Below are 13,848 nucleotides of genomic sequence, written 5' to 3' on the forward strand. Positions count from 1 at the left end.
GTTCCGTCTTTTCCCTTTTCTTCATACTGCTTCGGAGCTATAATACCTGTCATGTTCCCTGCCTTGTCATAACTGAGTCTAGTGGTATTCCCCTCTGCATCGGTTATGTGGGTTATCCGGTCGCATTCATCGTATTTTAACCTCACAGTACCATAACTTGTGGTTATTGCCGCTACTCGTCCTGTTTTGTCAAATTGATATTTAAATATGTTTCCTACCGCATCCTTTATTAGTGTCGGTTTGATTACATCGTCTTCTCCATACTCAAAGATCTTTGTATTGTTCTGCGCATCCGTTGAAGTTATCATTCTTCCATATCGGTCATAGATATATGACCACTCGGAATAGCTTTTGCTTCCGGTTTTTATGATACGTTTTAAAAGATTGCCCTTTTCATCGTATTCGAAGGCTACCTCTCCACCGCCCGGTGAAGTTATTTTTATCAGTCTGTTATCCTCATTGTAGCTGTATTTTGTTTTGAAGCTGAAGGGCTTAGGTGAAATTATTTCTATTAAATTGCCTTTATCATCGTATTTTTTATATATCGTATTGCCATTTCTGTCTGTCTCGCTGTTTCTGTTATGATTTTCATCATAGGTATATTTTTGCACACTTCCGTCATCATATCTTACTTCCGTAAGGAGCATGTCCGAATTGTATTTATATACACGGGTTATACCGCTTTTTATCCATTTGAAGGTGTTTTCGCAATTTTCTTCGTCATATTCTACAATCAACTCATTGTTCTCATGGTCAAGCTGTTTTACCACTCTGCCGTTTTCATCATAGGTGTTTTGAACATAGGTATTTCCGTTCTGGTCGGTTATTGAGATTAGTCCCATGCCGTTATAAGCATAAGTAATTTTTCCTCCGTCAGGGTATACTACTTGTATAAGGTTTCCTTCATCGTCATATTTATATTTTAGCTTTCTATCCATATGGTCGGTTATGGAGCTAACCCTGTCCCCTTCATACGAAAACATCAAAATCTTCCCGCCCGGTGCTATTATTGAAGACAGCAATCCCTGGCGGTTATACTTAAACTGTATCTCGTTATCGTTTGAGTCGGAAATTGATATAAGGCTTCCTGCTTAATCATATTTATATGTAATTCCTTTTTGAACTTTCAATATGTATGTATCGTCCTCGATCTTAAAAAGCGTATCGCACACGCCTTTGGGAGACTTGAAACTTCCCGTTTCGGTATGTTCAAATACTCTTATGTTTCCTTCAGGATACACTACTACTATATCTTCACTGTCTTCCTTCTTTTTAAGACATGTCTCATAATCCATTCTCCAGCCTTTTCCAAATATACCTTGTGTATTATCCATGGAATTATAGTATCTGGTTATCTCAATGCCGATACCTCTTGAAGGTATGGTTATGTCTCTTCTCGTTAAATAGAAATTTCCCGATACTACGTTTATAGGGTCTCCAACAAGCGCGTTCGGACAATTTGCCATTCCTGGACCTATCAATCGATTCCACAGATACCATATTATTGCCAGGCCAGGCAACGATATTGCGGCAACCGGACTTTTAAAGTTTGCAGATTTCATCTTTCTCGCTGTAGCCGAGGCTTTATTGTCAGCTTCTATCATTTTGTCTCTTGCCATTATAAGGTCTTGTGACATTCCATCCAATCCCTTGGCTATCTTTCTTGCTGCATCATGTGCCCTCGATACTTTCCCATCTATTCCCTCTTTACTTCTAAGTTCCCAATCAATGGAACTTGTGATTCTTTTTATTTCCAGCACAATATCATCAAATTCCTTTGATATTTATTTCACCTTTCCTGCTACCCTTGTCATCTGTTCCGGTGTTATCTTTATCTGCATATCTATCTTCAGCCCTCTACCTGCAAAACAGATTGAATATCAATTATGTAAATTATACCATTACTTACTTTTCAATTCAATAAAACTTACCTTTCTGTATTATTTTTACTACTATTACTAAACACCAAATACCGGTATGTTGCTTGATAATAACTCAAAAGAGGCTAGTAATAAAAGAGTCTAGCAATTAAATTTTCTCTTCTCTATAAAATGCATACTAACCTCTTTCTTTGCTACAAATCTGCTAATTTATATGGCTTCGTTCCTACTTAGGCTTTCAAAAAGTTCGAAGCATCAAATTCCATCCGATAATCAGTTATCTTTATATTTTTATTATTTCAGATTATGAATATTTTCCCAATTAATGCTGCTTTAAGTCGCAAAATTATTTTTATTACGAATATATATTGCAGATATATTACGAATTTGCTTATTTAATTGCTTCATATAATAAATACTTATATTCTTATAAAACTGACCGGTACATGCTTTTTATACTCCAAACGAATGCAATAATTAATTATTAATAAAATTTTTTGGGAGGTATGACTATGCGAAAGTTTTTTAGGTTAGCGGCAATAACAATATGCATAGCGATTTATATCGCATGCCTCAACATGTCAGCAGTCTCGGCAGCATCAAGGCCTGAGGCTGGACAGAAGAAACCCACGGCAAAAAAGCAAAACCCAATTATTCGCTACTCTTTCCCGAAGACAAAGTAAACCGTATTGATATCATCATCAGCCCTGAAAACTATCGACGCATGGAAAATGATGTCTTCAAGGCATTTATGATGAGCGATGAGGACCCCATCTACGTGCCTGCAACGGTAAAATTCAACAATCACACTTGGTGGAACGTAGGAATCAGGTATAAGGGGCAAAGCACTTTGACCGGAGCCATGATGAGCATGAACCATAAATATCCTTTCCGCCTCAACTTTGACAAATTCGAAGACGATTATCCCGAAATACATAATCAAAGATGCTATGGATTCGACGAACTGATATTCAATAATAACTGGTATGACCCTTCATTTTTAAGAGACAAACTCTGCAGCGATATTTTCCGTGAAGCAGGTATTCCTGCACCTCGATGCGCTTTCTACAGAGTATACGTCGATACGGGAAACGGCCCTGTTTACTGGGGATTATATACAATGTTTGAGGACCCTTCGGATAAAATGCTTGAATATCAATTCCCAAACCCTGATGGAAATCTGTATAAAGGTCAGCAAGCACCGGGAGGCGACTTAACAATATTTGACAAACGCGGATATGAAAAGAAAACCAATGAAAAAGCAGATGACTGGAGCGACATTCAAGCTCTTGTTGCTGCTTTGAACGCTCCAAGAACCAACGCTGCCAAATGGAGATCTGACCTTGAAGCAGTTTTCAATACCGATTCTTTTTTGAAATGGCTGGCGATCAATACTACCATTGTAAACTTTGACACTTACGGCTGGGTTACAAAAAACCATTATTTATATCAGGACTTATCCGATAATGGCCGTTTGGTATTCTTCCCTTGGGATTATAACCTCTCCCTTTCCTCCAGTAATCCATGGGGTATAACACCGCCCAACCTTTCATTAAATGAAATTAGCAATAACTGGCCATTAATTCGCTATTTAATGGATGACCCTGTCTACAAAAACATATATCACAATGAAATGCAAAAAGCACTGGATACCTGTTTTAATGAAGCTGCTCTAATCGAGAAGGCCCGCCGGCTTCACGAACTAATCCGTCCATATACTGTTGGAAGTGAGGGCGAAATAAGAGGTTACAGCTATCTCACCAATGGTGAAGCTCAATTTAATCAAGCTCTTAACGACCTTATAAACCATATCTCCACAAGACATAGAGAAACTAGAGCTTATCTTTCTACCGTTAGTATCACACCTTTGCCGAGTCCTTCTCAAAATCCGACACCCACTCCGACTCCAACACCAAATGCGGGGCAAAAAGGTGATATTAACTGCGACGGGAAGATAAACTCAACAGACTTTGCCGCACTTAAAAGACATATTCTTAGAATAACTCTTCTTTCCGGCGAACAACTTGCCAATGCTGATATAAACAATGACGGTTCGGTAAATTCCACTGACGCTTCAATGCTGAAGAAATACCTTGTGAAAGCCATTCCATCCTTATAGAATTAATTTGCTTCTTTTCATCTACACAGGTGTAAAGAAAAGCTCGGAACATAGAGTCCCTTTGCTTTTGCCTCTTTCATTTCATTCCAAGAGGTAAAGCAAAATCCTACGGACGACTTCTATCCGTAGGATTTTTGCTATAATACACACCTATAATCTATAGTCAGATAGGTATCGAAGTAATTATTCTTAATAAATACCTTCTTAAAATCGCGAGGTCTGTCGAGTTTACATTACCGTCTCTGTTCAAATCTCCTGCAGCCATGTTTGTACCTGGAGCCACGTTGCCCAATATAGCTCTTTTTAATATTCCAAAATCTGTGGAGTTCACCTTTCCGTCTCCATTTAAATCTCCATAAGTAATTGCCGGGTCAGTTGGTGTCGGTTCCGGTGAAGGTTCGGGAGTGTTGCCGTCAGAAAGCGGTTCTTCACCCCATAAAAGCACACCGTTATCATATACAGGTATATAAGGAGTCAATCCCGCAAAGGATACAGCATCATAATCCGGATCTCTTCTCAAGTTTTGATACGACCAGTCGTTTTCATTTGAACCCGGGATGCCGTCTCTGTATTTAATCGATACATGGGCATCCTTTTCGCACATTTCCCATTCGGCCGGCATAATCTTAGTTCCTGTGAAGTCAACCGTAAAGTAGTAAATATTATCCTTGTAATGCTTCAATCCTTCAAGTTTTGCCCCCTCGCTTTGTCCCAGCGTTATCTGAACATCATTTACACTTCCTCCTGCCTCAAATACTTCACTTAAATCCATGAAGTAACGAACAGAAAGCTTATCTTTCACCGTTGGAGGCCATCCTGAGCGGTTGTTAACCTGAAGCAGCAGGTTTAAGGTTCCAAAGCCTTCGTAAATTATCCAGCCGCGGCAGAAGTATTCAACAATGTCGTCTTCCGGTGCCCTGAAATCTTCAGGCTGAGGCCAATTTTCGAGAGGTTCTCCGCCATACATATCATACATTTTTGCCAAAGACCCTACAAAACCTGCATTATAGTCGGTAGCCACCTCATTTAGAGTATAGTCGGAAATATCATCCACCAACTGTCATCCGAGGTCGGTCCTCCAACCAATGCACCATAGAGGATGTGGCGATGGAAACCGGGCACATCAAGCATACTTACCCATGAGCCATGAGCCGTCCTGTGATGGGGATGTTTGGGTGCATTTTCTCCAAATCCTACTACATAACTTCCTTTTCGAGGATTATCTCCAAGAATATAGTTTATTTGCTTTTCAGCAAAAGTACGGTAAGCTTCTTTTTTGGATGGTGTTCCTACCGTTGGATCATCAGACCATACAAAGGCTAAAAACGCTGCTGTGGATGCATAACGCAAAGAGCCCCACGGTGAAAGCCATGCCAAACCTCCCGGAGTATAAGTAATACCTCCGCCGGGTTGCCAGAAATCAAGGTTCTTTTCAACCATAGCAGCATAACCCTGATCATGAGTTAATTGAGCTATTTTAAGTGCCGCACCGTAGCTGACATCATCCCAGCAATGGGTATGTCCCCCGCCCAATGAAGTAACAGGCAGGTAGGATTTTGCTTTGTCTAGATAAGTAGAATCGCCGGTTTTTATGTAAAGCCATACAGCGCCCCAAGCCATATCATCCAAATAACCTCCCGATGGATACAAGACATCCAGCGGTTTTTGCCCCTATATTTATCACCAAATTCAAAAATCTGTTTTGCATGGGTCAAACAGGTTTGGGCATATTCCGGATCTGTGGGCTCAAATATGATTGATGCAATAGCCAGACAAGCAGCAGTCTGTCCTGCTACATCCGAACCCGGGGTTGACGGGTTTAGCACAAAGGACTTTCTATCCGTCACATAATCCAACAGTTCATGGGGAACCCATACCGAATGGTCGGAATCGTTGTAGCCGCACATATAATACAATACATCCGGCTCCGGATGAGCTTTAATGAAAAAGTCGGTAGCCCATTTTATTTCGTCCAGAATATCATCCAACTGGCCTGACTTCTCAAAGGCTTGACGGTATTCATACACGGCCCATCCCAATTGGCCTGCCGCATAAGACATTGGATGAGTGAATTTGATTCCATCCCCGGCATCGGCCCATCCTCCAGTAAGATCCAAGCCCACATCCTGTCCGTCGGTCATTGCCGCATCGGCCCTGTAAGGCAGGATGTAATCATCGGGCAAGTCTCCAAGGCGATTTGCCTTGTAAAAAAGAATTGCTTTCTGCAAAGCTTCTCCATAATTATAATATGAGCCTCCGTAACGAGGTGAAGAAGCAGCCTGCACTTTTGATTCAAGGGCAGACGACGGCAGCAGAACAGCAGCCAAAAAGATTAGAAGAACACACAGGGCAAATTTATTGTGAAATTTGACCCATTTCTTTTTCTTCATTAATAATACCCCCCTCAAATTTTGCTTTTATTTAAATTTTTTATTACAAGTTCTAAATGCGTAAAGGTATGGAATCTTCATTCTAAAGTGTTTGCAAGAATAAAGCAGAGTATATAGATATGCAGCCTCTATTCATTTCATTTAAATTATACCACACCCTGTCCGCTATCTTCAATTAAATCAAAGATATTTAAAAGTCAGCTTCCGTATACTGCTTCGGACACTAAAGAATTTCCGCAAGTATATCCGGGAAAATTGCAAGACTTCTTTTCAAGATTCCATGTATATATGCAATCAAAATTCCGTAATTGGTAATAGGGACATTCTGCTCCACGGCATATTTGTAACGGTATTTCATTTCTCTTTCATTCAGCATGCATCCGCCGCAGTGCACAATCAATTTGTAACGGCTCAAATCCTCCGGAAATTCCGTACCCGATGTAACTCAAAGTTCAACTGCTTTTTAGTATAATTATTTATCCATCTCGGAAGCTTCACCGTGCCTATATCATCACACTGCCTGTGATGCGTGCATCCTTCGGAGATAAGAACGGTGTCACCGTCGTTTAGAGAATCCAGCGTTTTCGCACCTTTTACTGCAATTTCCAAATTACCCTTGTACCGCGCAAAAAGTATCGAAAACGAAGTAAGATTAATATCCTCCGGTGTATCTGCCGCTACCATTTTAAATGCCTGACTGTCAGTGATAACAAGTTTGGGTTTCTTGCCAAGGCTATTAAGCGTATTCTTGAGCTCGTTCTCTTTTACCACAATTGCAACAGCATCCGACTCCAAAATATCGCGAATGGTCTGCTGCTGAGGCAGTATAAGACGTCCCTTGGGGGCTGCTTTATCAATGGGCACAACAAGCACAACAAAATCCGAAGGATTAATCAGGTCACCTACTATTTTATGGGTAATATCATCGGTAGCAGCAAGGGATGCGATTTTTTCCTTCAATTTATCAATGTTGTATCCCGTTTTGGCGCTAACGTAAATCTCATTATCGTTCTCTGTCTCTTCCTGTTCATTCAAATCCGCCTTATTGTAAACAACAACATACTTTATCTCTTTCTTGTTAAAAAGCTCAATCAATTTTTCATCATCTTCAGATTTACCGCAAGCAGCATCGATTACCAATACAGCTATATCGGTTTTATTAAGTACCTGACGGCTCTTTTTTACACGCAGCTCTCCTAAAGTCCCCTCGTCGTCAATTCCGGGAGTATCAATTATCACAACCGGCCCTAAGGGCAAAAGCTCCATTGCTTTGTAAACAGGGTCGGTGGTTGTCCCTTTTACATCTGAAACAACAGCCAGGTCCTGACCTGTAACAGCATTTACAATACTCGATTTTCCTGCGTTTCTTTTACCGAAGAATCCTATATGAACACGGTTTGCAGATGGTGTTTCATTCAATCCCATGACGATTAACCTCCTCAAGCTCTTTTCTTTTTATATTATCAGGTAGAAACCTCACATGTAAACCTCATTATTAATAAAATTAATATTTATGTCTCATGGCTGTTTTAGCTAATTTTACAACACTTCTCTTTTTCTTGCCGGCACTGAATTTTATTTTTCAACATATAATGAATTATGTTAAGTCTAGTATCTATATAAAAATGGAGGTATGACCAATGCAGTTTTGTTACGGCGATAAAAACCATATAAGAATTCTGGAGGAAGCCGAATTTTGGAAAAGACAAGAAGCAGAACATACTGTAGTAATCAGGAAAATTATACCGGACTTAGAAGACAAGTTTGTAGAAAAGCTGGATGAATACCAAAAGATTCTCAGCGCAACAGAAGCCACCATCTTGCAATATATTGAAAGACTTAATAGATCCTGCTATGTTATGAACCCTGAATTGGTGCAAAAAATCGCCAATATTATTGAAATTACTCTTTGTCAAAGCAAAACCTTTGTAAACTTCCTGAACACTATGGCAAAAGAAAGTGCTGCAGCTTTAAACAATTTAACAGCCTCTGTTGTAATTAATCATATTGTCAGGGAATCCGAGTATTACATTGGTATTGCAAAAGCCTACCTTGGTCAAATTTCGTACAGATAAATCAGGGTTCTTTGCCACAAACAAGTTTACCTGATATATATAGGGTTATTCTATCCCAATCCGTATAACTTGAAGCAGACGAGTTGAAGGAATAATCGTTCGACTGGGTATAATTTGACCAGTCATCTTTTGAAAATCTCACCTGTACTTCAACACTCTCACCCGGTTCAAGGTTTCCTGCCCCACCGGCGAATCCGACTTCAAGGTAGGTGTCTGCTTCTTCTTTGGGTGAGCGGACATTAACAAAGTTACCAATAATATTAGAATTGCCGGCACTACTCCAATCACACCAGAAGTTTTGAGATGCGCTCCCCTCTTTTGTATAATAGTATCTAATCTTAACCTCGGACAAGTCTATAGCCTTTGTACCATTATTGGTTATTTTAAATTTAGGACTAATACCGTTTGTCTCAGCTGATGCATTTCCGTTTGCATATTGTAATGAAACAGCTCCTTTGCTGCCCTGGGCTTTGTCTTTTAGACCGTTCTGCCCGGCAGGAGTTTTTAAGTCAGGAGATGGATTTTGTGTATATTCTGCTGCAGGCTCTGAATAAGATTTTGCCGTGGGTGTTGCCTTTGGTAGAGCACCGTCTTTAGACACACTTTTAGATGATGCCCCCGGTTCCTTTCCAAATACGAGAACGCCGGCATCATATACAGGAATATCCTCGGATTTTACGACCGCTCCTGCCGAAAGCCCCTGATAGGAGTAGTCATTTTCGGAATTAAGCACTGTACCTTCGGGCGCTGAGATTCTAAACTGCACTTCCTTCTTGTATGCCGATTGTCCCCCAGGATATATTTTGGTTCCCGACAAATCCACCTCTACATAATAAATATTGTCTTTGTAGTGTTTGACATCAGAGAGTTTTGCTCCCTGATTATAGCTGGAACTCACTTTCAAATCGCTTGCAGTCTTGCCCGCTGCAGCAAGCTCTTCAATGTCTATGAAATATCTAAAAGATAAATTCTCACAGACCCTTGCAGGCCAGCCCGACTTGTTGTTCACTACTGCTTTTATTTCAATGAAATTGCTTCCCGACGCATTTACACCTGCTTCAACAAATATTTCATCCTCCGTCACTTCTTCTATACCGCTGAATTTCGGGTCGGGGCTTCCACCATAAAGTTTATACATTTTTGCAAGCAGTCCACAAAGCCTGCATTGTAGTCACAAGCCACTTCATTACAGACATAGTTACTGATATCATCGGTGTAGTTGTCCGAATTGTCAGGTCCCCCCACAAGGGCGCCATAAAGAACATGTCTATGCTCGGGAGGTTCCGTCTGACTGTCTACCCAGGAACCGTGAGCAGTTCTGTGATGAGGTCTTTTAGGTGAATTTTCTCCAAAGCCTACAACAAAACTTTTGCCTGTACTCCCCAGAACATAATCTGCCTGGCTTCTAGCAAACTCCAGGTAGGTTTTGGCCTTGTCTTTATCGCCGTTTTCCCAATCGGAATAAACACATGCCAGAAATGCCGTTGTAGTTGCATATCTCAATGCACCCCACTGGTCAAGCCACGCAAGCCCCTTCGGAGTATATGTAATTCTTTCTCCGTTGTATCCGGTTGTCCACCAATCAAGATGTCTTTCTATCGATTCTTTATATATACCATTATCATTTTTAATTCTTGCCAAAAGAAGATAAGTGCCGTAGGTCACATCGTCCCAGCATTGAGCCCACTTATACTTAGGTGTATCCGTCTGCGGCTCATAACCCCATTTATCCGAATAACTTTCAGCCTTGGCTAAATATGAAGAATCACCGGTAGCAAGATAAAGCCATACAGCCGCCCAGGAAAGTTCATCATAAAATCCGCTCCAGGAATTATAAAAACCATTGGCTGCGGTATAGCCTTCGTCGCTTTTGGTGGTATCCGCAAGTTCAAACAGTTCTTTTGCATGTTTTAAGCATTCCTTTGAATATTCTTTATCCACTTTTTCAAATATTATTGACGCTATTGCCAAAGCCGCGGATGTCTCACCAACAACTGCAGAACCGGGCGATGATTTGTCAACCTTGTACGAAGGCCTTTCCATAGGCATTACTTCGGCAGGACCCCACCATGCGTGGTCAGCATGGCCGTCGCCCACTTGGTAATAGTATACATCCTTTTCCGGATGACATTTAATAAAATAATCACAAGCCCATTTTATGCTATTTAATATATGGTTATACTGTCCGCTTTGTTTAAACGCATCCTCATATTCATATACAGCCCAGCCCAGCATTGCTGCCGAATAAGACATGGGCAAATTAAACTTTACATGGTCTCCTGCATCATACCATCCACCGGTAAGATCAATACCTGCATCTTTACCGTCATAAAGCCCCGAGTCCCCGCGCCAATTCAGACGAAGAGTCGCGGAATCGAGCTTTCCGGATCTTTGACACTCATAAAAAAAGATTGCTTTCTGCAACGCTTCACCATAGTTAAAAGCACCAGTAGCCGGAGGCTGCTTTGGAATCTTTTCTTCCGGTAAATATCCGCTACTCTTATTTTCCCCTCTCAAATCATCACCGGCTTTTATGCCAGATTCATCCGGAGTGTTTGAAGCTTCCCGTCCCCATGGCTTTGCAAACAATAGGACAGTGCCCAAAATTATAAAAACAGCAAGAACCAAAAAAGCTTTTTGCTTACCAGATAATTAATCAACCGCATAGCATCCTCCCGCTTTAACTCAATAAAACTAAATTTATGAAATCGATTCAGCAAAGCTATGATTATCCATATTATTAGTTTATTATATCATACGTGCACCGTCAAATTCGATAAATTAATCACCCTAAATACTCAGTTACAAATTGCAAAATTATTTTCGACGGCTTTAAATGTACTTATATTCGATATAGAAAAAGCAGAGAGAACTGTAAAGTCCACTCTGCTTAATATATGCTTTATATATGCTTAGTATTTTCCGAATTCAGTGTCAGACAGCAATATTTTCTGCTTCAAATCGCCCATTTCCTTTTCCGCTGCTTCCTTGCTGTCAATATGCTTTGTGTTTTCTTCCTTATTATTAAAAACCTTCGGCTGTTTCTTGTCCGGATACTCCTCCAGCATCTTCATGATTTCAGGATTAATTTCCTTATACCTGTTGTATGCTATCTTCCCCATGTTTTTTAATTTAAACCTTGCAACGGATTGTCTTAAAAATTCAGCTTGGCTTGACAGCTCTTCACTTGCAGCTGCACTCTCTTCCGATGTAGCCGAGTTGGTTTGCACAACTTGAGATACCTGTGCAATTCCCTGATTTATCTGGGTGATCGCAGCAGCCTGTTCATTGGAAGCTAAAGCTATATCATTAACCAACGAAGCAGCCTTTGATACGTCATCCACTATCTTATTTAGCGCTTCGGCAGTTTCCCGGGCTATCTTTGTACCATTTTCAGTTCGTTTTATTGTTCCCTCAATCAGCTCCGTAGTTTCTTTTGCCGCATTAGCCGACCTGGCAGCAAGATTTCTAACTTCCTCTGCCACAACCGCAAATCCTTTGCCGTGCTGTCCGGCTCTTGCAGCCTCAACTGCTGCATTCAGTGCAAGAATGTTGGTCTGGAAAGCTATTTCATCTATTACTTTGATGATTCTGGAGATGTTTGAAGAAGAATTATTGATTTCCTCCATGGCATTGAGCATTTCAGACATTTGCTTATTTCCTTGTTCCGCATTGTTTTTAGCAATCTCAGCCAGCTCATTTGCCTGATTCGCATTTTTGGCACTGAGCTGTGTCTGTGTTGATACTTGTTCGAGGGAAGCTGTCAGCTCTTCTATTGAACTGGCCTGTTCGGTAGCTCCCTGTGAAAGCTGCATACTTGAATCGGATACCTGTTTTGCTCCCGATGCTACCTGTGCTGCTACTTCATTGATATTGGAAAGAACTTCATTATTTGTTTCAACCATTTCTTTAAGCTTTTTACCCAACAAGTCTTTGTCAGACTTGACTTTGACCTCAACAGTCATATCCCCGGCAGCAATCTTCTCTACCACATAAGCCTGCTCGCGAATATTCTCTACCATACTTTTAAAGGACTCCATCAATTTACCGATTTCATCCTTGGTTTCAACTTTGATATCTACATCCACATCCCCAAGGGCAAGTCTGTCGGCAGCTTCAACCATTTTGCCGATAGGTCTGCTGATAATTCTGGATATAAATACTCCCAGGGAGATAGCTACTAATATGCCTACACATATCACAATTATCATTAATGTTGAGGCAGTTGCTGCAATATGCTTATTTTCATCCACTTTTGCTTTTGCATCAACGGTATTATACTCCATCAGGCCTCCAAAAGAATCTCTCAAAGCGTCTCCAACTTCGGCAAGATCTGCAAGAACTAACTCTTTTGCCTCTTCTATCTGTCCCAATTTTACAAATTCAATTTCCCTATCAACCAAAGATTTATACTTTTCCCATTTCGGCTTTACATCCTCAAACACCTTGCGTTCGGTCTCATTTGTAATGGTTTCCTCATACATATCTAAGTACTTTTCCACATTAACGCCATGTTCTTCAATTCTTTCTATAGTCTCATTTATCTGCTGCGAAGTTTCAAACAGCATAATTTTTACAACATTAAACCTCATTCTCTGAAATTGCAAAGCAGCTTCAGCAGCATAACTGATACCATTGTGTTTTCCTCATACAGCTCTACATCCTCTTGACTCATATTATTGATGTTTACAAGAGCAACGCCTCCAACAATTGCTGCAATTACTGCAAGCACTAAAAAACCGATAATCAATTTTGCTGATATTTTTAAATTATAATACCACTGCATCATATAATCCTCCTTGATTTTTATATTGCATTCCATTAGCTTTGGATTCTTCAATCCATAAGAAGTCTCTCACAGTCCAGTATCAGCTTGACCTCACTTCCGGTTTTACCTATACCTTTAATAAACTTGTTTTCGCTTTGATTAAAATCGGGCGGAGCAACAATCTCCTCGTTCGGAATAGACATTACTTCACATACGCTGTCTACAATCAGTCCAATAAGAATATTTTCAGCATCAATAACAATTATACAAGTTCTGTCGTCGTACTCTCTGAATTCCTTACCGAATCTTAGTCTTACATCCATCACCGGTATTATCTTTCCACGCAGATTTATTATCCCGCGAATATACTCGGGTAAATCGGGCACTTCAGTAACGGATTGAATTCCTATAATCTCCGTAACATACTTGATTTCAATTCCGTAATATTCCTTTTCAACAAGAAAGGTCAGATATTTATCCCTCTGAGTTTCTTCTTGCCCCAGCCCCAATTCTACTGTCAGTGCTTCAGTCATTCCCGTTCACCTCCTTGTAAGGTTTATCCTGCTATTATCAGCAGTGACTTTTGCCACTGTTCGACCACGTAAATATAAAACAA

5 protein-coding genes and 5 pseudogenes are annotated in these 13,848 nt (G+C 40.4%); 3 read left to right on the top strand and 7 right to left on the bottom strand.

What is annotated here, in order from left to right:
* Positions 1–1,784 (bottom strand): annotated as a pseudogene (locus tag JCM21531_RS24640) (DUF6531 domain-containing protein); the annotation flags it as partial.
* Between the two features lie 608 nt (positions 1,785–2,392).
* On the opposite strand from JCM21531_RS24640, the gene JCM21531_RS22900 reads away from it, so the two are divergent.
* Both JCM21531_RS22900 and JCM21531_RS15600 read left to right on the top strand, forming a co-directional pair.
* A complete protein-coding gene (locus JCM21531_RS22900) occupies positions 2,393–2,563 on the top strand; it encodes a hypothetical protein (protein ID WP_243467817.1) in 171 nt (56 codons plus the stop codon).
* A 68-nt stretch (positions 2,564–2,631) separates the two neighbouring features.
* The gene (locus JCM21531_RS15600) at positions 2,632–3,999 is read left to right on the top strand and encodes a CotH kinase family protein (protein WP_243467818.1); all 1,368 of its coding nucleotides are present in this window, start codon (positions 2,632–2,634) and stop codon (positions 3,997–3,999) included.
* A gap of 163 nt (positions 4,000–4,162) precedes the next feature.
* On the opposite strand, the pseudogene JCM21531_RS15605 reads toward JCM21531_RS15600, so the two are convergent.
* Together JCM21531_RS15605 and hydF are read right to left on the bottom strand one after the other, a co-directional pair.
* A pseudogene (locus tag JCM21531_RS15605) lies at positions 4,163–6,389 on the bottom strand (glycoside hydrolase family 9 protein).
* 223 nt (positions 6,390–6,612) lie between these two features.
* Positions 6,613–7,814: pseudogene (gene hydF / locus JCM21531_RS15610) on the bottom strand ([FeFe] hydrogenase H-cluster maturation GTPase HydF).
* A gap of 215 nt (positions 7,815–8,029) precedes the next feature.
* Between hydF and JCM21531_RS15615 the strand changes: the two are divergent.
* Positions 8,030–8,464, top strand: coding sequence for a DUF2935 domain-containing protein (locus tag JCM21531_RS15615; protein WP_038291226.1), 435 nt, complete (start codon positions 8,030–8,032; stop codon positions 8,462–8,464).
* 1 nt (position 8,465) lies between these two features.
* Here the strand turns inward: JCM21531_RS15615 and JCM21531_RS15620 are convergent.
* The 4 genes and pseudogenes from JCM21531_RS15620 to JCM21531_RS15635 form a co-directional block, all read right to left on the bottom strand.
* Positions 8,466–11,092, bottom strand: a pseudogene (locus JCM21531_RS15620) (glycoside hydrolase family 9 protein).
* Positions 11,093–11,376: 284 nt separating this feature from the next.
* Positions 11,377–12,750 carry a methyl-accepting chemotaxis protein gene (locus tag JCM21531_RS15625; protein WP_369347705.1) on the bottom strand — a complete coding sequence of 458 codons (1,374 nt, stop codon included), beginning with the start codon at positions 12,748–12,750 and terminating at the stop codon, positions 11,377–11,379.
* Positions 12,751–12,756: 6 nt separating this feature from the next.
* A pseudogene (locus JCM21531_RS24645) lies at positions 12,757–13,286 on the bottom strand (MCP four helix bundle domain-containing protein); the annotation flags it as partial.
* A gap of 14 nt (positions 13,287–13,300) precedes the next feature.
* Positions 13,301–13,765 (bottom strand): chemotaxis protein CheW, encoded by a 465-nt coding sequence (locus JCM21531_RS15635; RefSeq protein ID WP_038291230.1) that lies wholly within the window; start codon positions 13,763–13,765, stop codon positions 13,301–13,303.
* Positions 13,766–13,848: the final 83 nt, after the last annotated feature.

The sequence above is a fragment of the Acetivibrio straminisolvens JCM 21531 genome (assembly GCF_000521465.1).
GTDB classification, from domain to species: Bacteria; Bacillota; Clostridia; order Acetivibrionales; family Acetivibrionaceae; genus Hungateiclostridium; species Hungateiclostridium straminisolvens.